We start from the raw sequence: 25,097 nt of genomic DNA, 5'->3' as shown, positions 1-25,097 counted from the left end.
GGACCGGGGAAATCCACGGCTAGGAGTGCCGGGCGCGCCGGGATGCCGCGAACCGGGCGCCTGCCCAGCAGGCGGCGGCGATGCAGGCAATGAGCAGCAGTGTGCTGATCAGCTGGATGCGGCTGCTCTCAGCGCTGAAGCCCACGGCAAACACCACCCCAAGCAGCACGAGGCCGAACACGGTGAGCCCGGGGAAGCCCTTCATCCGCAGCGGCAGGGGGGTGCCGTCGCGGTCCGCCCGCCGGCGCAGGATGAGCTGGGAGACCAGCGCCGAACCCCAGACCACGAGGCAGGTGGACCCCACCAGTTGGAACAGGGCGGGCAGGATGCGCTCGGGGAACAGCAGTTCCAGGACCGTGGCGATGAAGCCGAACGCTACGGAGACGCCGACGGCGGCCATCGGCACGCCTGCGCGGCTGAGCCGGGACAGGAATCCGGGAGCCTCGCCGCGCTGTGCGAGCGAGAACACCATGCGGGACGCCCCGTAGAGGTTGGCGTTGAGGGCGGACAGCAGGGCGACGACGGCCACCAGGGTGATGGCGGTGGCGGCACCCGGGATGCGGGCGGCATCCAGGACGCCCGCGAACGGCGAGGACAGGGCCCCCGAAGTGGCCGGAAGCACTGCTGCGATCACGAAGACTGAGCCGATGTAGAAGACGAGGATCCGCCATACGACAGTCCGGATGGCCTTGGTGACGCTGTGCTCGGGGTCTTCGGTCTCAGCGGCTGCAACGCTCACGATCTCTGTGCCGCCAAACGCGAAGATCACCACGAACAGTGCCGTGGCAACGCCGGCCAGGCCCGATGGCGCGAAGTCTCCCGTGATGTTGGCCAGTGCCGGGGATCCCACATCCGGCAGGAGCCCCAGGAGCAGCGCGGCGCCGATGGCGAGGAACAGGACGATGGCGGTCACCTTGAGGATGGCAAACCAGAACTCGAACTCGCCGAAGTTCTTCACGCCGGCGAGGTTGATACCCGTGAATAGCACCATGAACACCAGGGAGAGCGCCCACACCGGAACCACCGGCCAGACCGAAAACAGCAGCCCCGCGGCGCCGAGCGCTTCGGCGGCGATGACCACCACCAGCTGCAGCCACCAGAGCCAGCCCACGGTTGCCCCGGCGGTCTTGCCCATGGCGCGTTCGGCGTAAACGGAGAAAGCGCCGCTGTTGGGGTTGGCTGCTGCCATCTCGCCGAGCGCCCACATAACCAGGATGATGAGCGTGCCGGCCACAAGGTAGGAAACCAGGACTGCAGGGCCGGCCGCCTGGACGCCGGCGCCCGAGCCCAGGAAGAGCCCGGCGCCTATGGCGCTGCCCAGGCCCATCATGGTGAGTTGGCGGGGCTTCATGCTGGGGCGGAGCTGAACTGCGGGTCGCTCTGCTGTGGACTTCATCGTCATGCTGCGTACCTTCTTGGGGTTTGGGGGAACTGGTCCTTTTGGGACCTTTCGAATTTACACCCAACTTCCGGCGAAACATTTTGCATCCCGGGCCACCGGCCGTAGAATCAGTTTGAGTCAAGTTGACTATAACTAATCCAGGGCGAGTCCGAACGGTCTGGCCGATCGCAGCGAAGCGGGTGATCCGTGTACACCACCTCAGCCAACGTGGCCGAGCGGCAGTCCGCGCCGCCGTCGCTGGCCATTTCCACGGTGATTTTCGCGCTCCGTCCCAGCGAGTCTTCCGGCCGCCCCACGCTTTGGATCCCGCTGGTGCGCCGGATCCGGGAACCATTCAAAGGCCAGTGGGCACTCCCGGGCGGTCCGCTTACCCACACCGAGTCCCTCCAGGATGCGGCATCGCGGAACCTGCAGGAAACCACGGGGCTGGCACCCAGCTACCTCGAGCAGCTCTACGCCTTCGGCGGCCTGCACCGCTCACCCACCCAGCGCGTGGTGTCCATCGTCTACTGGGCGCTGGTGCAGCCCACCGAAGCCGCACTCGCGGACGAATCAGAGAACGTCCGGTGGTTCCGCGCCGACAAGCTCGGTAGCCTGGCCTTCGACCACAACGCGATTGTGGACTATGCCCTCTGGCGCCTGCGGAACAAGCTGGCCTACGGCTCCATCGCCTACCACTTCCTGGGGGAGTACTTCACCCTCGCCCAGGTCCGCGAGGTCTACGAAGCCGTGCTGGACACGCAGCTCGACCCCGCCAACTTCCGCCGGCAGATCAAGTCGACGCCGGAAATCGAAGAAACCGGTGAATACCTCCAGGGCGGCAAGCACCGCCCGCCGCGTCTTTACCGATTTACCGGCCGGCCCGGCCTCGACCCAGATAACAGGAGCACCCCATGAGCAGCGTCAACACCGCCATCCAGCTGATCACGCGTGAACAGGCCGAGAAGGCCACTGCAGCCGGCACCGGCGGCACCTGCAGCCCGGCGCTTGCCAAGGGGCCCTGGGAGTATGACCTCGCGGAAACACTCGCCGGTGTTCCGGCCTACGGTCCCGGAGCCTCCAGCGCTGACGTTGCACCTGCCTCCACGCCGCGCCAGGGCCAGCTTCCCAAGGCATACAAGCTGGCCGGCGAAGCCGAGCTCGACGCCCGGATCCGCGCTGCCAAGGCGGCGCTGGGTGACCGGGCCGTCATCCTGGGCCACTTCTACCAGCGCGACGAGGTTGTCCAGTACGCAGACTTCGTCGGCGACTCCTTCCAGCTGGCCAACGCCGCACTGACCCGGCCCGACGCCGAAGCGATCGTGTTCTGCGGCGTGCACTTCATGGCCGAAACCGCTGACACCCTCTCCAAGCCCGAACAGGCTGTCATCCTGCCCAACCTCGCCGCCGGATGCTCGATGGCCGACATGGCCGACGCCGATTCCGTGGAGGACTGCTGGGAACAGCTGGAGGAAATCTTCGGCACCGAGCCCGACGCCGAAGGCCGCGTTCCGGTCATCCCCGTCACCTACATGAATTCCTCCGCCGCACTGAAGGCCTTTTGTGGCCGGAACGGCGGCATCGTCTGCACGTCCTCCAACGCCAAGACGGTCCTCGAGTGGGCCTTCGAACGCGGCCAGCGTGTCCTGTTCTTCCCGGACCAGCACCTCGGCCGGAACACTGCAAAGGCGCTGGGCGTCCCGCTCGAGCAGATGCCCATGTGGAACCCGCGCAAGGAACTCGGCGGCAACGACGAACAGGTCCTGCTGGACTCCCGCGTCATCCTCTGGCACGGCTTCTGCTCGGTCCACAAGCGCTTCAGCGTCGCCCAGATCGAGAAGGCCCGCGCCGACTTCCCCGGCGTCAACGTCATTGTGCACCCCGAATGCCCCATGGAAGTGGTGGACGCAGCCGACTCCGCAGGGTCCACGGACTTCATCCAGAAGGCCATCGCGGCAGCCACCGAGCCCACGGTCTTCGCGATCGGCACTGAGATCAACATGGTTAACCGGCTGGCGGCCCAGTACCCGCAGCACACCATCTTCTGCCTGGACCCGGTCATCTGCCCCTGCAGCACCATGTACCGGATCCACCCCGGCTACCTGGCCTGGGTCCTCGAAGAGCTCGTCGCCGGCCGCGTGGTCAACCGCATCACCGTGGACGATGACGTGCAGCAGGACGCCAGGACAGCACTCGAGCGCATGCTCGCCGCCAAGCCCTAATAGAGAGCCCACAATGACCAGCGAAAACGGAACGGCCGGCCGCCGGTTCGCCGTCGTCGGCAGCGGCATCGCCGGCCTCTACGCCGCCCTGCTCGCGGCGGAGGGAGGCGCCGACGTGGTGCTGCTGACCAAGGGCGCGCTCGCGGACAGCAACACGTACTTCGCCCAGGGCGGCATTTCCGCCGTCCTGGACGAGCCGTCGCCAGGGGACACCGTGGCCGCCCACATCGCCGACACCCTGAAGGCCGGCGCCGGGCACTGCAACCCGGCGGCTGTCCGGGTGCTCTGCACCGAGGCGCGCCGGGACATCGCCGGGCTCGGCCGCTTTGGCGTCCGCTTTGACCTGGACGACGACGGCGACCCCGCCCTAGGCCTCGAAGCCGCCCACTCCGCGCCGCGGATCCTGCACGCCGGCGGCGACGCCACCGGCGCAGGCATCGCCAACGCCCTGATCTGCGCCGTGCTGGCAGCGCAGGCCACGGGCAGGATCCGGCTGCTGGGCCACGCCAGCGTCACCGCTCTTCTGCAGCATGGCCGACGGGTTACGGGAGTCGAGTTCCTGCAGGACGGCCGGCCGGGCAGAATCCAGGCCGACGCCGTGCTGCTGGCGACGGGCGGGGCAGGGCAGCTGTTCGCGCAGACCACCAACCCTTCCGTTGCCACCGCGGACGGCCTTGCCCTCGCCTGGCGCGCCGGTGCTGCCGTCGCGGACCTGGAGTTCTTCCAGTTCCACCCCACCTGCCTGGTACGGCCAGACGGGGGACCAGCGGCCGGGGACGGCCAGGACCCGCTGCTGATCTCCGAGGCAGTGCGCGGCGAGGGTGCCATCCTCGTTGACGCCCAGGGCCGCCGGTTCTTGCACGGCTACCACCCCGACGCCGAGCTCGCCCCGCGCGACGTCGTTTCCCGGAGCATTGCCCTGCATCTGGCCGCGTTCGGCGACCCCAACGGCCACGTCTACCTCGACGCCCGGGTCATCGAGGACGCCAGGGGAGCAGGGTTCCTGGCGCGCCGCTTCCCCACGATCACCCGCCGCACCCTGGAAGCCGGCATCGACTGGACCCGGGAGCTCGTCCCTGTCGCGCCGGCCGCACACTACTGGATGGGCGGCGTCTCCACCGACCTGCACGGCCGCACCACAGTTCCCGGGCTCTTCGCAGCCGGCGAAGTTGCCTGCACCGGCGTCCAGGGCGCCAACCGCCTGGCCAGCAACTCGCTCCTCGAAGGATTGGTGTTCGGACGGCGGGCCGTTGAGGCGTTCCTTGACGACGCTACTTTGGCTGCGTCTCCCAACGGCACCGGATCGCGTGCTGTCTCGGCCGCTGGCGGCCTCCCCTTGACGCACGCTTCCGGGGCACCGTTAGTCGACTCCGAGGCCGACGACGGCACCCCTGCGCCCTATCCCGAGGGAAAAATAGGGGATGCGTTTTCGCGTAGTGCCCTGCGGCGGCTGATGACTGCTCAGGCCGGGGTGCTCCGTACCGGCGGGCTGCTGCGGGAGGCGGCGGCCGTGCTTGCCGAGTGGGCCGCCGTCGTACGTCCTGCAGCGGTGCCGAAGGCAGCGGACCCGGGGACCCACGAGGATGCCAACCTGCTGCTCGCCGCGCAGCTGCTGGTCCACGCGGCGCTGGAGCGGCGGGTATCGCTCGGCGCGCACTACCGCGACGACGGCCTGCCGGTGCCGGTCACCAGCCTGGACAACCAGGCGCACGACCTAGACGAAGAATTCAGAATGAGCCCGAAAGCGAGCCTTGTCCATGACTAGCCTGACCCTCCCTGCAGCACCCGTCCGCGAGATCCTGGAGCGGGCCTTCGCGGAGGATGCGCCCAGCGGCGACATAACCTCGCAGCTGCTGATCCCGGCCGAGGCCAGCGCCACCGCTGTGCTCAACGCCCGCGTCCCGGGGGTCTTCAGCGGCGGCAGCGTGTTCCGTGACGCCATGCTGATGGTGGACCCGGACACGCATGTGGAGCTGCTCGTGGCTGACGGCGAGGCGTTCGCGGCCGGAACAAAACTCGCCCGGGTCACCGGCCGGGCGCGAAGCGTGCTGCTCGCCGAGCGAGTCGGCCTGAACCTGGCACAGCGGATGAGCGCCATCGCCACCAAGACGGCGGAATTCGTGGCTCTGGCCGCCGGCACCAAGGCACGCATCACGGACACCCGCAAGACCACCCCCGGACTGCGCGTCCTGGAACGGTACGCCGTCCGCTGCGGCGGCGGCGCCAACCACCGCTACAGCCTTTCCGACGCCGTACTGGCCAAGGACAACCACCTGGCCGTCATGACCGGGGGAGACCCGGCCCGGCTCACTGCGCTGCTGGCCGACGCGAAGGCCCAGCTGGGACACACCACGCACTTCGAGGTGGAGGTGGACAGCGCCGACCAGATCGAACCCGTCCTGGCCGCCGGGGTGGACACCATCATGCTGGACAACTTCGGCCTCGAGGAACTCCGAGCCGGTGTCCGGCAGGTCGCCGGGCGCGCCTTGGTGGAAGCCAGCGGCAACGTCAACCTCCGCACGGTGGCGGACATCGCCGCCGCCGGTGTGGACGTCATTTCCGTCGGCGCCCTGACGCACAGCGTCACGGCCCTGGACCTTGGCCTGGACGTCGAACTGACAGTGGGGTGAACGCACCATGATCTTCCTGGACGCAGCAGCCACAACACCCGTCCGCCGGGATGTGCTGGAGGCCATGTGGCCCTACCTCACTGGCGAATTCGGCAACCCGTCAAGCCACCACTCGCTCGGGGACTCGGCTGCGCGGGCGCTCGCGGATGCCCGCAAGACTGTGGCCGCGGTTTTGGGCTGCAGGGCCGCGGAGATCGCCTTCACGTCGGGAGGCACGGAGGCGGACAACCTCGCGGTCAAGGGTATTGCCCTGGCACGGCAGGCCGCGGACCCGACGCTGAACCGGGTGGCGATCAGCGCCGTCGAGCATCCCGCCGTGGAGGAGTCCGCGCGGTACCTCGAACGCTTCCACGGCTTCACCGTGGACGTCGTGCCTGTGGACGGGAACGGGATGGTGACTCCGGAGGCGCTCGCTGCGGTGCTGCGGGACGAAACCGCGCTGGTCAGCATCATGTACGCCAACAACGAGGTGGGCACCGTCGAGCCGGTGGCCGAGCTGGCGGCCTTGGCGAGAGGGCGGGGGATCCCCTTTCACACCGACGCCGTGCAGGCCGCGGGCTGGCTGCCGCTGGACGTGAAGGCGCTCGGGGTGGACGCGCTGAGCATCTCCGGGCACAAGCTCGGGGCGCCCAAGGGCAATGGAGTCCTGTTCGTTCGGGGCCGGACCCGCATCGAGCCGCTGGTGCATGGCGGCGGCCAGGAACGCGGCCGGCGGTCCGGCACCGAAAACGTTGCGGGCGCCGTGGCCCTGGCCACCGCCCTCACCCTGGCGCACGCCGACCGGCCCGCGCTCGCGGCCCGCGTCACGGGCCTCCGCGACCGCTTTATCGCCGCGGTAATGAACGGCGTTCCCGGAGCCCTGCTGACCGGCCATCCGTCCGAACGGCTGCCGTCCGTGGCGTCCTTCTGCTTCCCGGGAACCAGCGGGGAGTCCGTTCTCCTGGAACTCGAGCGCCAGGGCGTGGTGTGCTCCAGCGGTTCGGCGTGCGCGGCCGGATCGGATGCTCCGTCACCGGTGCTGGTGGCACTCGGCATCGAAGCGGAGGTGGCACAGACTGCCGTGAGGTTCAGCTTTGATTCGTCGGTGACCGCCGCCGACCTGGAGGCTGCCGCCGCGGCGGTGGCGTCCGCCGTCGGAAGTGTCCGGAACCTGGGCGGCGTGCCGGTCAGCTAGCGGCCGTGACGGGGTTGGTGAGCTCGCCGATTCCGCCCACCCGGCAGGTGACGGTGTCGCCCGGCTGGATGCCGGCGCTCGAGGCCGGGAACCCGGTGAGCACCAGGTCGCCGGGGTGCAGGGTCATGAACGACGTCAGGTAGACGAGGATCTCGTCCACCTTCCAGCCCAAGCCGGCCGTGCTTGCCGCGGGCAGTTCGGTGCCGTTGTGGACGACGCCGACGGGCAGGTCCGTGTGGTCCAGCCCGGTGACAATCCAGGGGCCGGCTGGCGTGAAGGTGTCCTGGCTTTTGGCGCTCAGCCACAGCTCATCCGACTTCTGCCGCCAGCGTGCGGTGACGTCGTTGCCGATGGTGTAGCCCAGTACGGCGGTCCGTGCGGTGTCGGGGGTCAGGTGTTTCGCGGTACGGCCGACGACGACGGTAAGTTCCGCCTCCGGCTCCACCAGTCCGATACCGCCCGGCAGCTCAATTGCCTCGCCCGGCCCGATCACGCTGGTGGCGGCCTTGTGGAAGGCCTGCGGGGGAAGGTCCCGGCCGGCCTGCCCGGTGTTGTGGGCCATTCCAAGGACATTGGCCGGCACGCTGGGAGCCAGGAACGTGAAGCTCTCCTCGGAGACCTCAGCCCCGGGCTCCCATCCTCTGCGGTGGCCGCTGCCGGCGTTGGCGCGTGAACCGGGAAACGGGGACTCCACCACCGTCCATGTCCGTCCCGCGGGGCCGGCGAAGTCCGCGGCGTCATTGGCCACGAAGAACTGTTCAGGAAGCTGTGCCGTGTCTGAGTCCGTCTCTGTCACTATGTCTGGGGACGACGACGAGGCAGGGTCGAGGGGCCGGACGCGGGCGATCCGCCGCGGGAGAGCTGGGGTCATTCAGCCATCGTAGGTGCCCGGCGAGCCGTCCGGAACTGCGTGACAGTGCTGTCCGGAACTGCGTGACATCAGTACAGCTCGCCGACGGGGATCTCCACAGCCAGCCGGTTGGCCGGGCCGGCGAGCGGGCAGGCCCAGGCCTCGTTGTAGGCGCACGACGGGTTGTAGGCAAAGTTGAAGTCCAGCACATACTGGACTTCCGGGCCCGAACCGCGGACGACGCCATGGAATGCGCCCTTGATGGTGTCCAGGAGGTAACGGCCCGCGCCGTAGCTTCCGCCGGGCTGGCCAGCGGTGGCGTCCCGGAACGGGACGAAGATCCCGCCCCCGTAGCCCATCAGCTTCCACACGGCCAGTTGTCCCAATTCCGGCAGGTCGAAGGTTCCCAGGCGGACAAACCGGACCACACCGTCTGTCCCTGTTTCGACGTTCATTTCCCGCCCGGCACCCTCCTTGGTCAGGGGGACGTAAAAGCGGTAGATGGGGTCGTAGTCGGCAGTCTTGAGGCCGTAGAAGGACGCCTTGGCCTCGGCTGTCAGGGCCGACGCCGGATGGGTGCCGAACATGCGGTCACGCTCCTGGCGCCAGTAGGCGTGGGCCTCATCCGGGCTGTCCGCGGCGATCTTGCGCACGGTGTCGTAGAGGGCGAAAGTCCGCAGCCGCCAGTCTGCAATGTCGAGCGCGGACATGTTCGCCTGGGTCTCCTCCGCTGGGTCCAGTTCATGTTCGGCCATGACTTCAGCCTAGACCCTTTGTGATGCCCGTCCGCCCAGGCCGCCGGGAACAGGGAGACCGCGAAACGCTGGCGCGCAGCCCCGGGATGGGACCGGCGTCCCGGCTAGGCTGGAGCCATGACAGGGATCACGGCTTCTGGACGTAGGGGCATCGCCGCCGTCGTACTGTTGACGGCGGGACTGGTGGCTGGCTGCAGCAGCGACGGCAAGGGTGCGCCCGCCTGGACCGCGGAGCCTGGCACCAGCCCGGCGACCGGTCCGGCATCGGGTTCCGCGGGCCCTTCCGCAACGGCCTCGGCCGGTGCCACCTCGACAGCCGGGGCCACGGCAGCTGCCTGGAAGGTCTTTAGCGACCCTGCCAAGACCGTGAGTTTCGAGCTGCCGCAGGATTGGATCGCCCAGGCGGTTGACCCTGACAAGGGGACCCTTCCCGGCGCCGTGAAGGTCGAGGTCAAGGATGCCGAAGGCACGTACCTGGCCACGCTGCAAACAGGCCTGCCCGATACCAACGCGGCGGGCTGCGCCGCTCCCGCCCGCAAGCCCTACGTCGTCGTCAGCAGTGTTCCCGTGGAGCTGCCGCACAGCGGCGGGCAGGGGACCATCGATCCGCACGTGGTGTTCAGGGTGATCCAGGGCTACCGCTACTTCGGCTCCTACGGCATCACCAACCTGGTGGGCGGCGCCGATTCCAAGGCATGCCAGCTGCAGAACGTGGTAAAGGGCCTGGCGGGCAAGGGGAACTACTCGTTCAGCGACGTGCGCTCGCTGAAGGCGTTCGCGCCGGATGAAAAGGTGGCCCCGGCCAAGGCCTTCGACACCCTTGACCAGGCCGCCGGCTACGTCAACAAAGGCTCCGAATTCGCCAACGTCCAGCGGATGCTAATGTCTCTGGAGATCAAGAACTAGTCCCGCTGCCTCCGGCACACCCCAGCCCGCAGCCGGGACTGACTGACGCCGCCTCACACCCCGGAGACCAATGGAACGAACTGTTGCTGCCCGCCTGGTATTCAAGACCGTGGCCGACACCAAGGTGGCGATGGCCATCTCCGTGGCGAGGAACGCCGGCTACACGTCCTTGGACGAGAACCTCAGCGTCACGGCCGGCGGGGAACAGGTTCCTCTGACTGAGCTTTCGGACCACCACGGGGGCAGGTTCCATTACATGGAGTTTGCTGACCCCACTGAGGTCACCGTGGATTACTCGGCTACGGTTGCGGGCCTCGCGGAACCTGAGGAGCCCTCCCTGATGGAGCTGATCCGCTATGTCCGGCCCAGCCGATATGCCGAGTCCGACCGGCTGCTTCCCACGTCCTATGCCGAGTTCGGCGGACTCCAGGGCGAGGAACTCCTGCACGCCGTACGCAACTGGGTGTTCAACGAACTGCGCTACGTCAGCGGCTCCTCCCGGGGGACGGACGGCGCCGTGGAGACCCTCCTGAACCGGCGGGGCGTCTGCCGCGACTATGCGCACCTGGCGATCTCGCTGCTGCGTGCCAAGAACGTGCCTGCGCGCCTGGCGGCCGTATATGCGCCGGGCCTTTCTCCGATGGATTTCCATGCCGTGGCCGAGGCCCACATTGACGGGGCCTGGCACGTGATCGACCCCACCGGCCTGGCGCCTAGGACTGCCATGCTGCGGATCACCGCCGGGCGCGACTCCTCGGACACGGCCTTCCTGTCCACCGTGGGCGGAAGCCTCTCCCTCCGGGAGATCAGGGTCTCCGCCACGGTGAACGGAGACCTCCCGGCGGATGATCCGGACAAACTGGCCGTCATCCGCTGACCGCAGGGCGGGGAGGCGAGCGACGGCGGGTCTGGCGTCCCGCCGTCGGCCGTCCCGACCACGGGGCCACAGGCCGTCCCGCTAACGGGACGGCAGCGACGCGCGCAGCTTCTCCGTGAGGCGGAGCAGCTCCCGCTGCTCCGCCGCCGTCAGCGCCGGGGCAACAAGCTCGGCGATGTCCCGCACGTGCTCCCGGCCGATTTCCTTCTGCAGCGCCGCGCCCTCCTCCGTCAGCTTCAGCAGCACACCCCGGCCGTCGTCCGGGGCCGCCATGCGCTCCACCAGGCCGCGCTTCTCCAGCCGGTCCACCAGCCTGCTCAGGCTGGACTGGCTCAGGAGCACGTTGTCGTTCAGTTCGTTCAGCCGCAGCCAGCCTGACGGGCACCGCGACAGCGTGAACAGCACGTCGTACTCGTTGACCGCCAGGTTCCGGAAGGCAGGACCGGACTGCAGCCGCCGCATCACGGCGACCTGCGCGCGGAACAGCGACTCCCAGGTTTCGGCGGCCAGCCGGACGGCGGACGTCGCCGGTGCATTCCGGGGTGTCATCACGCCTCCGTCGGGGAGGGAACGGCAGCTGTGTCCTGGCCGATCCCGGCGTCCGGGGCAGCGCCCTCACCTGCAGCGCCTTCGGCTGCGATCCGTGCGGCGACGCGTCCGGCGTGCGTGGGCGGAGCCGGGATGTGCGCGGGGGTGCGTTCCGCGTACTCCTTGCGCAGGACCGGCAGGACTTCCTCGCCGAACAGGTCCAGCTGCTCCAGGACGGTCTTCAGCGGCAGGCCGGCGTGGTCGATCAGGAACAGCTGGCGCTGGTAGTCGCCGAAGAACTCGCGGAACGAGAGGGTCTTCTCGATGACCTCCTGCGGGCTGCCGACGGTTAGCGGGGTCTGCGAGGTGAAGTCCTCGAGTGACGGGCCGTGGCCATAGACGGGGGCGTTGTCGAAGTAGGGCCGGAATTCCCTGACGGCGTCCTGCGAGTTCTTCCGCATGAAGAACTGTCCGCCCAGCCCCACGATGGCCTGGTCCGCCTTGCCGTGGCCGTAGTGCTCGTAGCGCTCGCGGTACAGGCCGATCAGCTGCTGGTAGTGCTCCTTGGGCCAGAAAATGTTGTTGGCGAAGAACCCGTCACCGTAGTACGCCGCCACCTCCGCAATCTGCGGCGTGCGGATGGATCCATGCCATACAAAGGGCGCCACGCCGTCGAGCGGGCGCGGGGTGGAGGTGAAGTTCTGCAGCGGCGTGCGGAACTTTCCGGACCAGTTGACGGTGTCCTCGTCCCACAGCTTGCGCAGCAAGCTGTAGTTCTCGATGGCGAGCTCGATCCCGTCCTGGATGTTCTTGCCGAACCAGGGATAGACCGGGGCCGTGTTGCCGCGGCCCAGCACCAGGTCCACGCGGCCGTCGGACAGGTGCTGAAGCATGGCGAAGTCCTCGGCGATCTTGACCGGATCATTCGTGGTGATCAGCGTGGTGGCCGTGGACAGCGTGATGCGCTCGGTCTGGGCGGCGATGTACGCGAGCGTGGTGGTGGGGGAGGAGGAGAAGAACGGCCGGTTGTGGTGCTCACCGAGGGCGTAGACGTCCATGCCGATTTCTTCGACCTTCTTGGCGATCGCCACGGACGCCTTGATCCGCTCGTGCTCGGTGGGGGTCCGGCCCGTGGTGGGGTCCTGGGTGATGTCGCTGACGCTGAATACGCCGATCTGCATGATGAGCCTTCCGTTCGCCGAGTTGTTCGGGCCTGTGCTGACAGTGTACCCGATTTCCATGCATTTGCATGTACTCGCCTCAACGTCTCCGGCGCCAGGATATTCCCGCCCCTCCCAACTAGATAGCAGTTCAGGGCGTTCCCGGGGTTGGGAACGCCCTGAACTGCTACTCAGACGGGGACCAGCCGCGCGCCAGCAGCGCCAAGCCGACCTTGCGGACAGCTGCCCGCGAATCGTTCTCCATGTGGGTCTTGCCGATCCGCACCAGGATCCAGTCCGCGGCGGCGAAATCCTCGTCGCGGCTGATGTCCTTTAGCACCTGCGCCGGATCCGAATGGCCCTCGCCGTCGTACTCCACGGCCACACTCACGTGATCCAGGTAGCCGCAGAGGGCGTTCCCAGCGCTGGGAACGCCCTGAACTGCTACCTAGTCGGGAAGCGGCAGGTCAGTCGGGGGAGCCGGGGGCGGCGCGCCGTCCGCTGAGCCTGGACACCCTGCCGGTGGTCCAGTCGGCGAGCTCAGCATCGACGTCGTCGTCCGCAGGGGAGAAGCCGGGCCTTTCCTTGAGCTGGCGCATGAGCTCCTTTTTCTCTTTCCGCCCCTCCACCAGCCGGTACAGCACGGGGACGAGCACCAGCGTGAGCGCCGTGGAGGAGACCAGGCCGCCGATCACCACGATGGCCAGCGGCTGGGAGATGAACCCGCCGCCGCCCGTCATGCCCAGGGCCATGGGGGTCAGCGCGAAGACCGTGGCCAGCGCGGTCATCAGGATGGGGCGGAGCCGCTGCCGGGCGCCGTGGGTGATGGCGTCGGCCACGCGCATCCCCGGTTTGCCGCCGTGCGGTTTACGGTACTGGTTGATCAGGTCGATCAGCACAATGGCGTTGGTCACCACGATGCCCACGAGCATCAGCATGCCGATCAGCGACGGCAGCCCCAGCGGCACCCGCGTGACCAGGAGCAGGGCCACCGCTCCGGTGGCGGCGAACGGCACCGAAACGAGGAGGATCAGCGGCTGCACCAGGGACTTGAACGCCGCCACCATGATCACGTAGACGATGGCGATGGCGGCCAGCAGCGCGAGGCCCAGCTGCCGGAAGGATTCTGCCTGCTGGGTGGTGGCGCCGCCGATTTCCGCGGTCACTCCGGCGGGAAGGTCCACGGCCTTGAGGCGGTTCTGCACCTCCGCGCTGACGGCGCCCAGATTGGATCCCGACGGCGTGATGGACACCTGCGCGGTCCGCTGGCCGTTGCTGGAGGTGATGGAAACGGGGACGTCGACCTGTTCGACGGCGGCAATCCGGCCGAGCGGAACAACACCCGAGGCGGTGGGGAGCGGGATGTCGCGGACGGCGGCGATGCTGGTGAAGCGTTTCCCTTCCCCGATCTGGACGGGGAAATCGTCCGTGTCGATTCGCACGGTGCCCGCGGGGACGGGGCTGATGGTGGAAGCGAGAACACCCGCCACCTGCTCTTCGGTCAGGCCGGCGGCAACGGCCTTGGCCCGGTCAACCTTCACCTGCACCACGGGCTGGCTGGCAGCCAGGTTGGTGGTCACCTCACTGCTTCCTGGAACTCCTGTCATGGCCTTGACCATGGCGTCTCTGGACTTCCTCAGGTCTTCGGAGGTGGCCGCCTTCAGGGTGATGTCCACCGTGGAGGACGCTCCGAAGCCGCCCTGCTGGGAACCGACGGAAATCTTGCCGGCAGCATGTGCCGCCGCCAGTTCGCTGCGGACGGTGTCCTGCAGCTTGCCCTGGTTCGCTTTTTCGTCAGTGACAACCGTGAACGAGGAATTGGAGGCGCCGGAGGACGTCAGCGCGGTGAAGCCCGCCTGCGCATTGCCGGAGGTCACCTGGACGTCCCTGATCCCGTCGATGCCAAGGAGCACGTCCTCGACCTTCCGGGCCGCGGCGCTGGTGTTTTCAAGGCTCGTGCCGGCCGGAAGCTCCTGCTTGACCGTCATGCTGTTCTCGCCTGAGCGTCCCAGCAGGTCGGTGGCGAGCAGCGGCGTCATTGCGGCGGTCCCGCCGAGGACCAGGACCGCCGCGATCAGGGTGAGTACCGGGTGCTTCTGGGTCTTGTTCAGGACGGGCAGGTAGCCGCGCTGGAGGATGCTTCGCTGCTCGGCCTCGTGCGCTTGCGCCTGGACTTCCCCGGCGGACCGCGGGGCCTCGCCGGCGCCTCCGTCCGCGGGGCTCTTCAGGAACCAGTACGCGAGCACGGGAACGATGGTCAGGGACACCAGGAGCGAGGAGAGCAGCGCAATGGTGACCGTCAGGGCGAACGGACGGAACAGTTCGCCCGCGAGCTCGCCGACAAACGCGATCGGGAGGAAGACGGCCACGGTCGTCAGCGTCGAAGCGGTGATGGCACCGGCCACCTCACGTATGGATGTGAGGATCGCGGTGAGCTTGGCTTCGCCGTAGCTCAGATGCCGCTTGATGTTCTCGATCACCACGATCGAGTCGTCCACCACCCGGCCGATGGCGATGGTCAGCGCACCGAGCGTGAGGATGTTCAGCGAATATCCCGTGCCGGAGAGGCCGATGAAGGTGATCAGCAGCGACAGCGGAATTGAGACGGCGGTGACCAGGGTGGAGCGGACGGACATGAGGAAGAGGAGAATGACGGTCACCGCGAAACCGAGTCCCAGGAGGCCTTCCGTGGTGAGGTCCTTGATGGACTTCTCGATAAAGGGTGCCTGGTCGAAGACGGGGGTGAACTTGGCGCCGGGGCCAAGCTCGGACTCGAGCTGCGGCAGCAGGTCCTTCACCGCGTGCGAGATTGCAACGGTGTCGCCCTCGGGCTTCTTCGTCACGGAGATGGCCAGCGTTTCGAGGCCGTTTGTCCGGGTGATGGATGTCCGGGCGTCGTCCTTGATGCTGACGTCGGCCACAGAGCCGATGGTGGTGCCGGCGTCGGCCCCGCTGAGCGGCAGGGCCTTCACCGCGGCAACAGAGTCGATCGGGCTGCCGATCTGCAGGGACAGGCTCTGGCCCTTTTCCTCAATCGTGCCCGCCGGGACAAGGTCGCCGTTGTTGGTCAGGGCGCTCCGGATCGACTGGATGGTCGCTCCGCTGGCGGCCATCTTGGCTGGGCTCGGCAGGATGAGGATGTGCCGGCTGGCGCCGCCGGTGACGTCGGCGCCGCGGACGCCGTCGAGCTTTTGCAGCCTCGGTACGGACAGCCGCTGCAGGTCTGTGTTCAGCTCACTCAGCGGCTTGTCGGAGGAGACAGCGAGGAAGACGATCGGGAAGTCGCTGATGCTGCCGGCGATTGCCTGGGGCTGGACGTCGTCGGGCAGCGTGCGCTTCGCGTTGGAAATCGCCCGATCGATCTGGTTCCGGGCCCGGTTCAGGTTGGAACCGTAGGTGAACACCAGGCTGATCTGCGAGACGCCGTTGCGGGAGGTGGACGACGTCGACTCCAGGCCTTCCACGCCGTTCAGCGCCGTCTCCAGCGGCCTGCTGACTTGCTTGTCCACCACCTCGGGCGACGCCCCGGGCATCGACGTGATCACCGTGATCCGCGGGAACTCAATCGAGGGAATGAGCTCCTGCTTCAGCGAGGACATGGTGATCACGCCGAACACCGAGGCGAGGATGGTGATCAGCGCGATGAGCGCGCGGTTCCCGAGGGATAGATGGGCCAGCCGGAACATCGCATGATCTCCTGGGTCGACGGACTGTTTGCCTTCAGTGGAGCCTGCCGCAACCCCGCGCCGGGTCAGCGCTGGACGGTCACCGCTGGACTGCGGGCGATGCTTCCAGCTGGAGGCTCTTGGCGGTGGCCTTCTCAAGCTCCGCCGCCAGCTCCGGGTGTTCGTTAAGCTTGACGCCGTAGCCCGGCATCATGTCCTTGAGCTTGGACTGCCAGCCCTTGAAGTTCTTGGGGAAGGACTTCTGCAGGAGCTCGATCATGATGGGCACGGCCGTGGAGGCTCCCGGTGAAGCGCCGAGGAGGGCGCCGATGGAACCATCGCGGGCGGCAATCACCTCGGTTCCGAACTGCAGCACGCCGCCCTTCTTCGGATCCTTTTTGATGATCTGCACACGCTGGCCGGCGGTGATGAGTTCCCAGTCGCTGTCCTTGGCCTCGGGGTAGTACTCGCGCAGCGCCTCCACCTTGTCGCCGTGGCGCTTGGCCACTTCTTTGACCAGGTAGGCGGTCAGGTCCATGTTGTCCTTGGCCACGGCGAGCATCGGGATGATGTTGCTCGGCCGGATGGACAGCGGGAGATCCAGGTAGCTGCCGTTCTTCAGGAAGTTCGTGGAGAAGCCGGCGTAGGGGCCGAACAGCAGGGAACGCTTGCCGTTGACGTAGCGGGTGTCCAGGTGCGGCACGGACATGGGCGGCGCGCCGACGGAAGCCTGGCCGTAGACCTTGGCGTTGTGCTGGGACGCGAGGGACGGGTCCGTGCAGCGGAAGAACTGGCCGGAGACCGGAAACCCGCCGAAGCCCTTGCTTTCCGGGATGCCGGAAGCCTGCAGCAGGTGCAGCGCTCCGCCGCCCGCGCCGACGAAGACGAACTTGGCCCGGATGCTGCCGCGCTCACCGGAAGCGGGGTGCTTGAGCGAAAGGTCCCAGCCGCCGTCGGAGGCCCTGCGGACATCGGTGACGTTGTGGCCGTAGTTGATTTCGACGCCATTGTTGGCCAGGTAGCCGGTGAGCTCACGGGTCAGGGCACCGAAGTCGACGTCGGTGCCTTCGGCAGCGCGGGTGGCGGCGACGCGCTGCTTCGTGTCGCGGCCCTTGACGATCAGCGGCGCCCACTTGGCGATCTGCGCGAAGTCCTCGGAGTACTCCATGCTCCGGAACAGGGGGTGCTCCTTGAGCGCGTTGTACCGGGTCTTGAGGAAGTTTGAGTTGTCGTCGCCGATGACGAAGCTCATGTGCGGAACGGTGTTGATGAAACCCTTGGGGGAGCCGATCAGGGAGTTGTCCACCAGATGGGACCAGAACTGGCGGGACAGCTGGAACTGCTCGTTGATGTGCAGTGCCTTGGCAGGATTGACCGAGCCGTCTGTGGCTGCGGGGGAGTAATTAAGCTCACACAGCGCCGCGTGTCCGGTACCGGCGTTGTTCCACGGTCCCGAGCTCTCCAGGCCGGCTTCGTCAAGCCGCTCGAACAGGGAGATGGTCCAGTTGGGTTCGAGCTGCTTGATGAACGCACCTAGCGTGGCGCTCATGATGCCGCCGCCAATAAGGACGACGTCGGCATGTTGGGTCTTGGAAATGAAGGTCACAATCAGTCTCCGATAGGCGGCTCTGGCTGTCACAGAATATCCCTGCACCGCCCACTAACTGAAATTGCGCCCCGGCGTCAAGGCCTCAGCTGGACCTTGGTGAAAACTTCATTTAATACCGGCGAGGCTGGATAGCTGATCACCCGGTCCGACAGGGCCAGGGCGGAGATCGGGAAGGCGATGGGGACGGCGGGCAATGACTCCGCGATCTGGGCATTGATGGTCTGGTACAGCTGCGTGCGTTCCTGGCCCTCCGGGAGTCCGCGGGCACGGTCGATCTTGGCGAACACCTGCGGGTCCTGGTAGCCGAACTCGCCGTTCTTCTCGCCGAAGAGCGGCGCGAGGAAGTTGTCCGCGTCGGAATAGGAGCCGTTCCAGCCGAGCAGGTGCAGGGCATGGTCGCCGGGGTTTTGCACCTTCTGCAGGTAGCCGTCCGTCCAGTCCACGGGGACGGGCTGGATGTTCAAGCCGACTGCCGTGAGCTGGCGGCTGATCTCCGCATAGACCTTCTCCGGCGTGGGCAGGTACGGCCGCGTGACGTTCATGGGGTAGTAGAACTTCAGGGCCTGGCCCTTGTAGCCGGCCTCTGCCAGGAGTTCCTTCGCCTTGGCTGGATCATGGCCCAGCGCGGGTGCGTTGTTGTTGAACCCGCTCAGCTTGGGCGGAACGAACTGCGAGGCCTGGGCGGTGTTGTCGATGAAGAAGCGCCTGATCAGCGTGTCTTTGTCGATGGCCAGTTCGATGGCCTGGCGGACCTTGAGGTCCTTCAGCACGGGAATTTCCTGGTTCATGCCCAGATACATCACGGAGAACGGGTCCCGCTGGATGATTTGCATGCCGCGTTTGACCAGCTGGTCGAAGTTCCCGACAGTCACGGCGTCATAGCCGTCGATCCTGCCGTCCAGGAGGGCCTGCAGCCGCGTCTGCGGATGGTCGTAGGTGACGAACTTGAGGGTGGCGATCTGTCCCCGGGTGCCCCAGTACTCCTTGTTGTCCGCGAGGGTAACGCCCGCACTGTCCCAGGCCGAGAAGCGGAAGGGGCCGGTGCCCACGGGATGGGTGGCGTATGCGGATAGCGCCTGGCCGCCGCGCCGCAGGCTGAGCCGGTCGGCCTTCCCCCCGGCGAGTGCCTTGGGGGAGGACATAGCAAAAGCGGGAAGTGTCAGGGCCTGGAGGAAACCGGTGAAGCGCTCCGTGAGGCTGATCCGCACCCGCAGCGCCGACAGGGCCGTGCAGGATTTGAAGACGGACAGTTCCTTGTGGTCGGAGTGTTCCTTGAACACCCCTTTGAAGGTAGTGCCCGGAGCCTGCTTCCGGAGTGCCTCGGAAAAGTTGAACCAGCGGTCGAAATTGGTGCACACGGCGTCGGCGTTGAAAGGGGAACCATCGTGAAACCTGATGCCGGGGCGAAGGGTGAAGGTGTAGGACATGCCGTCCGCCGATTCCGTCCACTCCGTTGCCAGCAGCGGCGTGGGCTCGCCCGTGGTCTGGTCGACGCCTACAAGTCCCTCCAGGACCTGCCGCGTGACCCGCTGCGATTCGACGTCGTTGGCCAGGGCGGGGTCCAGGCCCAGAGGCTGCGAGGCTGTGCCGAACGTGAAGGTCTCGGAAGGGGCAGCGGCGGCTGTTGTGGTGCGCGCCGCAGCGGATGACGGCGTGGGCTCAGCTTCGCTGGTGCAGGAAGTGAGGGACAGGCCCAGAAGAACGGCGCCGGTCTTGAGGGCTGTACGGCGCGGGATACTGCTGCTGGGCACTCGATTACCACCTCTGGACTGCTGGGGTGCGCGTGGGCGGCTGGTTGCCCGCCACCCAGTCTAATTGACGGATCGCGCGCCCTTGGCTTATGCGTGAGCCAGGACACGCCGGGCCGAATGGCGGCCGGACCGGCGCCGGGGCGGCGCAGGGGGGGCAAGCACAGCAAAAGGCCGCGGACCGCACTGTCGGGTGCGGACCGCGGCCTCTGCCCGGGACGAGTCCCGGACGAGGTTCAGCGATTACTTGGGCATCAGCACCGAATCCACGAGGTAAACGGTGGCGTTCGCCGTCTGGACGCCGCCGCAGATCACGTTGGCACCGTCCACCTTGAGGGCATCCTTGGTGCCGGTCACGGTTACCGATCCGCCCTGCACGGTCTTGTGCGTGCCCACGATCTTGTCCGGCGTGATCTGGCCCGGGACTACGTGGTAGGTGAGGATCTTGCTCAACAGGGCGTCGTCCTTCTTGAGGGTCCCGATCGTTGCTGCATCGACCTTGGCAAAGGCATCGTCAACCGGCGCGAACACCGTGAACTCGCTGCCGTTCAGCGTGTCGACGAGGTTGACCTTCGGGTTCAGCTTGCCGGAGACCGCGGCTGTCAGCGTCTTCAGCAGCGGGTTGTTCGAGGCGGCGACGGCGACGGGGTCCAGGGCCATGCCTGCGACGGAACCCTTACCGCTGGGAACCTGCTTGGCGTAGTCGGCACAGCCGGGCCCCGCGAGATTGGCTGCCGGATCCATGGCCGCCGTCGACGTCGCTGACGGTGATGGCGCCATGCTGGAGGCAGACGGCTCGGCGGCGGCCGACGAACTGCTGGACGTGCCGGCGGAGCCGCCGCAGGCGGTGAGGCTTAGCAGAGCGGCGGCTGCAATGCCTGCGACGGTGAAGGTTGAGCGCTTGAATGACTGCATTTCGATTCTCCTTAGTTGCGCCGAGGAACGGGACCGGAGGAAGTGCGGCGTCCTCCGGATCCTTCCGACTGTGGGGCACCGGCCCGGGTTGTGGGACAGGTGGGCGGTGTCTCACTGTGTATTCGCCTGGTCGGCAGCATCGGATGGGTGAACCGGGAAAGATTTTCCGGGGGCCTCATGGGCGGCCGGTTGACAGCGGCGCGTTAAACGAGGAAATCCCGGGCCGTGGCCCGGGATTTCCTTATTGCTGTTGTGCGCAAGGGGGGACTTGAACCCCCACGCCCGAAGGCACAGGAACCTAAATCCTGCGTGTCTGCCAATTTCACCACTCGCGCCCGGCTCCGCCTGGTGCGCCCTGCATACTGTCAGCAGCAGAAAAACGTACGACGGCGGATGCCAGCCTCAATTGTACCGTCACCTGTGCGGTCCTTGCGCAGGCGCGGGCAGCTTGTCAGGCGCAGGGTTATCCAACCTCTTCGAGCTTGAGGTCCTTGCGCAGCTTGGCGACGTGCCCGGTGGCCCGGACGTTGTACTGGGCCACGGCAACTTTGCCGTCCGGGTCTACCACCACGGTGGAACGGATGAGGCCCTCGTAGGTCCGGCCGTAGTTCTTCTTCTCGCCCCACGCGGCGTATGCCTCGGCAACTGCATGGTCCTCGTCCGACAGGAGGGGGAAGGTCAGGCCCTCGGCGTCGGCGAAACTGGCCAGCTTGCCCACCGGGTCAGGCGAGATCCCCAGCACTTCGTAGCCGGCAGCCTGAAGGGATGCCAGGCTGTCCCGGAAGTCGCAGGCCTGCTTAGTGCATCCGGGCGTGGCGGCGGCCGGGTAGAAATACACTATGGTGTTCCGGCCGCGGTAATCGCTGAGGCTGACGTCCGCTCCCGTTGCGTCCTTCAGTGTGAAGCCGGGGGCGGTGTCGCCCGGCGTAAGTTTTTCAGCCAACGTTGTCTCCTTGTTTTGGTGCAGGACATTTCAGCTTAGTAAGGCTTCGTGTCGGGTACTAATCAGGCTTAGTTATACTTAGTGGTATGCCTGATATGGATCGCTGGCCCACAGGGCGCCTCTTGTCTACGGCGGCCCGCCTCGTTGAGCACTCATGGAACGAGAAGCTGGGCGCCATTGGCCTGACCCACGCCGGCGTTATCGCCATCGAGGTGCTCTACAACAGTGGCCCCATGACGCAGGCGCAGCTGGCCCAGCTTGTCCGGGTGCAGGCCCAAACGATGGGTAAAACGCTGAGCCGCCTCGAGTCGCACGGGCACATCGTTCGCCAGCGCAGCACTTCGGACCGGCGCAGCCACGTCGTATCGCTCACGGAGCGCGGCACCGAAGCCGTCATGGCTGCAGCGGACATGGAACGGTCGGTCCTCGCCGCGGCGTCCATCGACCCGGACCTGCTCCGCCAGGAACTTCAGGCCGTGGTCCGGGAGCTGGCCAAGCGATTCGCATCGCCGGAGACTAACGCCATCGTTGCCGGCGCCGACTCCGGGATGACCGTCGAGGCCAATTCCTAGCACTGGAGCCGATTCCCAGCATCGGCGGCTACCCGCCGGCAGGGGGAGCGGCAGTGGTCCTGCGTGCCACCAAGTGCGGGGTCCGCACAACATGCCCGGCCGGCTGGGTTCCTTCTATCCGTGCCACGGCGCGGTCGACGGCCGCGGCGGCAAGCAGCGGCGCGTCCTGGCTGATCGAGGACAGCTGGACATAGCTGAGCCGCGCGAACTGGCTGTCGTCGTAGCCCAGCACTGACACATCTGCCGGGACCTGGAGCCCCTGTGCCCGGAGGCTCTCGATGACCCCGAGGGCTGACCGGTCGTTGAAGGCGATGACGGCTGTCGGCATGTCCGGGCCGAGGGTGTTGCCAGCGGTCATCCCGTCTTCCTCCATCGCGCCGCCGGCAACAATGGCCGGCTCCAGGCCGCGGCGTTCCATCTCCGCCCGGAAGGCAGACCGGCGCGGTTCTGCAGAAACCGCGGAACCGCCGTCGATATGGACGATCCGCCGGTGCCCCAGGGACACGAGGTGCTCCACCGCCATTCGGATTCCCTCGTAATCGTCACTGCTCACGGAGTCGGTAAGTTCGCCGACGTCGTTCCGGAGGAGGCTCACCACCGGCACCTGGCCGGCATACCGCCCCAGTTCGTCGCTGCTGAGCGTGGGCGAGATCAGGATCAGCGCCTCGGACCCGAAATCCAACAGAGCCTCGATCGTCCGGGCCTCGGGCCTGCCGCTGGTGACGCCGCCCAGTGCGAGTTCGTAGCCCTTGGCACAGGCCTCGGCGTAGGCGGCGTCCACAATTTCGGCGTGGAACGCGTGGGCCGTGGAGAAGCTGAGGCCCAGGAGTTTGGTCCGGGTGCTGCGCAGCAGCCGCGCACGGCTGTCTGGCCGGTAGCCGAGTTCGCGCGCGGCGTCGAGCACCTTCTGCCTCGTGGCTTCGGCCGCACCGGGCGCGCCGCGCATCACGATGGAAACCAGGGCCCGTGATACGCCGGCCGCGTCGGCTACGTCGATCAGGGTGGGGCGCCGTTGCTGTTCAGTCATGTGCCTCCTTGCTGCCAGAAGTCTATAGAACGATCTAGACATAAAACCAAAAGTTGTGCCACCATCAGTCCACTAGAACGATCTAGAACCCTGAGAAGAGGACTGAATCATGACCTACGTCCAGCAACCGGCCAGTGACAACCACCCCGTTCGTCTCGGCCTGATTGGAGCCGGCTGGATCGGCGCCTTCCATGCCGAGTCCGTGGCCCGCCGGATTCCCCATGCGCGGCTGGATGCCATCGCTGACCCCACGCTTCCCGCCGCCGGGGCCTTGGCGGGCAAGCTCGGCGTTGCCAGAATCACCGCAGATCCGGCGGACGTGATTAATGACCCCGACATTGATGGGGTCCTCGTGGCATCGCCTGCAAGATTCCATTCAGGCCTTATCGCGGCTGCGGCCCGGGCAGGGAAGGACGTGTTCTGCGAAAAGCCGGGCGGCCGCACTGTCGAAGAACTGGACGAGGCCCTGGCCGCTGCAGACGACGCCGGGGTCAATGTCCAGTTTGGCTTCAACCGGCGCTTCGCTGCGGACTTCGCCGCCGCTAGGAAACTTATCGACGAGGGCGCAGTAGGCACCCCACAGCTCCTCCGGTCCCTCACCCGGGACCCGGGTACTGCGGCCGGAATCGCCTCCCCGGAGCGGATCGCGCCCGGAACGATCTTTCTGGAAACGCTGATCCATGATTTCGACACCCTGAACTGGCTGAACCCGGGCGCGGTTCCGGTGAAGGTGCATGCGGTGGCTGACGCGCTGGTCGCCCCCGAAGCGAAAGCCGGGGGCCTGCTGGATACTGCGGTGGTCACGGTAACGTACAGCAATGGCGCCATCGCGGTGGCCGAAGCCAACTTCAATGCTCTGTATGGCTACGACGTGCGGGGTGAAGTCTTCGGATCGGCCGGAATGGTCTCTGCGGGCGGGCCGCAGGCATCAAGCGCCGTGAGCTACACGGCCGCAGGCATTGCCTCAGACACCGTGCGGCTGAACATTGATCTCTTCCATGACGCGTATACCGCGGAACTCGCCCGGTTCGTCGACGGCGTTGCGGCCCGCCGGGCCGGACGCGCGCCGGGCGGAATGGCGGTTCCGGGCGGCATTGATGCCCGCAACGCGCTGGCGGTGGCGCTGGCGGCGATCCGGTCGCACGAATCTGGCCTCCCGGTGGACGTTTCGGCTGTGGCACATCTGCAAGCGGCGGAGCCAGGGCTGCGGCTGGCGGGGCGGCAGCTCACGGGAGCGCAGCCTGCGGGGCCGGGCGCATGAGGTTCCGGCTGGCAGCGTGCGCCGAGATGATCTACGGCGAGTTGTCCCTCATCGAGCGGGTGCAGCGCATTCATGAGCAGGGGTTCGAGGTGGAACTCTGGGACACGCGGAACCGGGACATTCCAGCACTGGCCGCAACGGGTGCCCGATTTTCTTCCATGAGCGGATACTTCGGCGGCAGCCTCATCGACCCGGACAGTGCGGACCGGGTTGTTGAATCGGCGGAGAAACTCATTCCGACCGCGCTTGAGCTGGGTGTCGAGCGGATGGTTGTTCATCCGGCGGAACTTGGCGATGGCGGGGTCGCCGTGCGGCCGCTCCACCGCTCCACCGGACAGATGTGGCTGACCGGGCTGCGCACCCTGGAGCGGCTGGGCCGGCTCGGTGAACGGCATGGCGTGGTCTTTGCGCTTGAAAACCTCAACACGGTCCTGGACCACCCGGGCATACCGCTGGCCCGGGCCAAGGACACCCTGGCGCTGGTGTCCGCAGCTGACCACCCGCACGTGAGGATGATGCTGGATCTTTACCATGCCCAGATCGGCGAGGGAAACCTGATTGAACTTGTCCGCGGAGCTCTGCCGTGGATCGGGGAAATCCAGGTGGCCGACGTTCCGGGCCGGTTCGAGCCCGGAACGGGGGAGATCAACTACGGCGCCATTGCCGGGGCGCTCGCCGAGGCAGGCTACGGGGGCGTCATCGGGCTGGAAGCGGGTGCCTCGGGTGGGCCCGGGCTGGCATCGGGGGACCAGGCCCTCTCTGCCTTCCGGCACGCTTTCGTGGCGGGTTAGTCACACGGCCAAAACTATTATCGTCCTAATGTTAGGACAAACATTGACAATTGTGATCCGAGTCACGATGATCGGAGATATCA

The 25,097-nt window shown here is 67.0% G+C and carries 22 protein-coding genes and 1 tRNA gene; 10 read left to right on the top strand and 13 right to left on the bottom strand.

The annotated features are described in order from the left end of the window. Positions 1-19: 19 nt before the first annotated feature. Entirely contained in the window at positions 20-1,402 is a 1,383-nt protein-coding gene (locus QFZ23_RS15730; protein ID WP_306924304.1) for an amino acid permease, read from the bottom strand. 186 nt (positions 1,403-1,588) lie between these two features. Here QFZ23_RS15730 and QFZ23_RS15725 point away from each other — a divergent pair, with 186 nt between their 5' ends. The 5 genes from QFZ23_RS15725 to QFZ23_RS15705 are packed head-to-tail and all read left to right on the top strand — an operon-like array spanning position 1,589 to position 7,407. Further along, a complete protein-coding gene (locus tag QFZ23_RS15725) occupies positions 1,589-2,299 on the top strand; it encodes an NUDIX hydrolase (RefSeq protein ID WP_306924302.1) in 711 nt (236 codons plus the stop codon). Next, the gene (gene nadA / locus QFZ23_RS15720) at positions 2,296-3,603 is read left to right on the top strand and encodes a quinolinate synthase NadA (protein ID WP_306924301.1); all 1,308 of its coding nucleotides are present in this window, start codon (positions 2,296-2,298) and stop codon (positions 3,601-3,603) included. The genes QFZ23_RS15725 and nadA overlap by 4 nt, the downstream gene beginning before the upstream one ends. 13 nt (positions 3,604-3,616) lie before the next feature. Further along, positions 3,617-5,368, top strand: a complete 1,752-nt coding sequence (gene nadB / locus QFZ23_RS15715) for an L-aspartate oxidase (RefSeq protein ID WP_306924300.1) — start codon at positions 3,617-3,619, stop codon at positions 5,366-5,368. Next, positions 5,361-6,233: a carboxylating nicotinate-nucleotide diphosphorylase gene (gene nadC / locus QFZ23_RS15710; protein WP_306924297.1), complete on the top strand. Its 873-nt coding sequence runs from the start codon at positions 5,361-5,363 to the stop codon at positions 6,231-6,233. The genes nadB and nadC overlap by 8 nt, the downstream gene beginning before the upstream one ends. A 7-nt stretch (positions 6,234-6,240) precedes the next feature. Then, on the top strand, positions 6,241-7,407 hold the full coding sequence (locus QFZ23_RS15705; protein WP_306924295.1) for a cysteine desulfurase family protein: 1,167 nt from the start codon (positions 6,241-6,243) through the stop codon (positions 7,405-7,407). Here QFZ23_RS15705 and QFZ23_RS15700 read toward each other — a convergent pair. Both QFZ23_RS15700 and QFZ23_RS15695 read right to left on the bottom strand, forming a co-directional pair. Then, positions 7,400-8,278, bottom strand: coding sequence for a fumarylacetoacetate hydrolase family protein (locus QFZ23_RS15700; protein ID WP_306924293.1), 879 nt, complete (start codon positions 8,276-8,278; stop codon positions 7,400-7,402). The genes QFZ23_RS15705 and QFZ23_RS15700 overlap by 8 nt on opposite strands. Before the next feature lie 68 nt (positions 8,279-8,346). Further along, positions 8,347-9,012 (bottom strand): DUF1684 domain-containing protein, encoded by a 666-nt coding sequence (locus tag QFZ23_RS15695; protein WP_306924291.1) that lies wholly within the window; start codon positions 9,010-9,012, stop codon positions 8,347-8,349. A gap of 117 nt (positions 9,013-9,129) precedes the next feature. Here QFZ23_RS15695 and QFZ23_RS15690 point away from each other — a divergent pair, with 117 nt between their 5' ends. Then, positions 9,130-9,918 (top strand): hypothetical protein, encoded by a 789-nt coding sequence (locus QFZ23_RS15690; protein ID WP_306924289.1) that lies wholly within the window; start codon positions 9,130-9,132, stop codon positions 9,916-9,918. Between the two features lie 70 nt (positions 9,919-9,988). Continuing rightward, on the top strand, positions 9,989-10,795 hold the full coding sequence (locus QFZ23_RS15685) for a transglutaminase-like domain-containing protein (protein ID WP_306924288.1): 807 nt from the start codon (positions 9,989-9,991) through the stop codon (positions 10,793-10,795). A gap of 81 nt (positions 10,796-10,876) precedes the next feature. Here QFZ23_RS15685 and QFZ23_RS15680 read toward each other — a convergent pair whose 3' ends face one another. The 9 genes from QFZ23_RS15680 to bcp form a co-directional block, all read right to left on the bottom strand. After that, positions 10,877-11,344, bottom strand: coding sequence for a MarR family winged helix-turn-helix transcriptional regulator (locus tag QFZ23_RS15680; RefSeq protein ID WP_306924286.1), 468 nt, complete (start codon positions 11,342-11,344; stop codon positions 10,877-10,879). After that, positions 11,344-12,504 (bottom strand): LLM class flavin-dependent oxidoreductase, encoded by a 1,161-nt coding sequence (locus QFZ23_RS15675; protein ID WP_306924284.1) that lies wholly within the window; start codon positions 12,502-12,504, stop codon positions 11,344-11,346. The genes QFZ23_RS15680 and QFZ23_RS15675 overlap by 1 nt, the downstream gene beginning before the upstream one ends. Before the next feature lie 166 nt (positions 12,505-12,670). Continuing rightward, positions 12,671-12,874, bottom strand: coding sequence for a hypothetical protein (locus QFZ23_RS15670; protein ID WP_306924282.1), 204 nt, complete (start codon positions 12,872-12,874; stop codon positions 12,671-12,673). Between the two features lie 76 nt (positions 12,875-12,950). Next, positions 12,951-16,169 carry an efflux RND transporter permease subunit gene (locus tag QFZ23_RS15665; protein ID WP_306924281.1) on the bottom strand — a complete coding sequence of 1,073 codons (3,219 nt, stop codon included), beginning with the start codon at positions 16,167-16,169 and terminating at the stop codon, positions 12,951-12,953. Positions 16,170-16,248: 79 nt separating this feature from the next. Continuing rightward, positions 16,249-17,754 (bottom strand): malate:quinone oxidoreductase, encoded by a 1,506-nt coding sequence (locus QFZ23_RS15660; RefSeq protein ID WP_306924279.1) that lies wholly within the window; start codon positions 17,752-17,754, stop codon positions 16,249-16,251. A 77-nt stretch (positions 17,755-17,831) separates the two neighbouring features. Next, positions 17,832-19,508, bottom strand: coding sequence for an ABC transporter substrate-binding protein (locus tag QFZ23_RS15655; protein WP_306924277.1), 1,677 nt, complete (start codon positions 19,506-19,508; stop codon positions 17,832-17,834). Between the two features lie 240 nt (positions 19,509-19,748). Continuing rightward, a complete protein-coding gene (locus tag QFZ23_RS15650) occupies positions 19,749-20,420 on the bottom strand; it encodes a fasciclin domain-containing protein (RefSeq protein WP_306924276.1) in 672 nt (223 codons plus the stop codon). 253 nt (positions 20,421-20,673) lie between these two features. Continuing rightward, positions 20,674-20,755, bottom strand: a tRNA-Leu gene (locus tag QFZ23_RS15645). Positions 20,756-20,883: 128 nt separating this feature from the next. After that, the gene (bcp, locus tag QFZ23_RS15640) at positions 20,884-21,363 is read right to left on the bottom strand and encodes a thioredoxin-dependent thiol peroxidase (protein ID WP_306924275.1); all 480 of its coding nucleotides are present in this window, start codon (positions 21,361-21,363) and stop codon (positions 20,884-20,886) included. 95 nt (positions 21,364-21,458) lie between these two features. Here bcp and QFZ23_RS15635 point away from each other — a divergent pair, with 95 nt between their 5' ends. Continuing rightward, complete coding sequence (locus tag QFZ23_RS15635) at positions 21,459-21,935, top strand: MarR family winged helix-turn-helix transcriptional regulator (RefSeq protein WP_306926884.1); 477 nt, start codon at positions 21,459-21,461, stop codon at positions 21,933-21,935. Positions 21,936-21,963: 28 nt separating this feature from the next. Here QFZ23_RS15635 and QFZ23_RS15630 read toward each other — a convergent pair whose 3' ends face one another. Beyond that, complete coding sequence (locus tag QFZ23_RS15630; protein WP_306924273.1) at positions 21,964-22,962, bottom strand: LacI family DNA-binding transcriptional regulator; 999 nt, start codon at positions 22,960-22,962, stop codon at positions 21,964-21,966. A 109-nt stretch (positions 22,963-23,071) separates the two neighbouring features. On the opposite strand from QFZ23_RS15630, the gene QFZ23_RS15625 reads away from it, so the two are divergent. Continuing rightward, complete coding sequence (locus tag QFZ23_RS15625; protein WP_306924272.1) at positions 23,072-24,223, top strand: Gfo/Idh/MocA family oxidoreductase; 1,152 nt, start codon at positions 23,072-23,074, stop codon at positions 24,221-24,223. Then, positions 24,220-25,014 carry a TIM barrel protein gene (locus tag QFZ23_RS15620; protein WP_306924270.1) on the top strand — a complete coding sequence of 265 codons (795 nt, stop codon included), beginning with the start codon at positions 24,220-24,222 and terminating at the stop codon, positions 25,012-25,014. Before QFZ23_RS15625 ends, QFZ23_RS15620 begins: the two co-directional genes overlap by 4 nt. Positions 25,015-25,097 lie beyond the last annotated feature (83 nt).

The sequence above is a fragment of the Arthrobacter globiformis genome (genome assembly GCF_030818015.1).
Classification (GTDB): domain Bacteria; phylum Actinomycetota; class Actinomycetes; order Actinomycetales; family Micrococcaceae; genus Arthrobacter; species Arthrobacter globiformis_C.
Note: the sequence above shows the minus strand (reverse complement) of the source record. Positions and strands in the feature narration are given on the sequence as shown.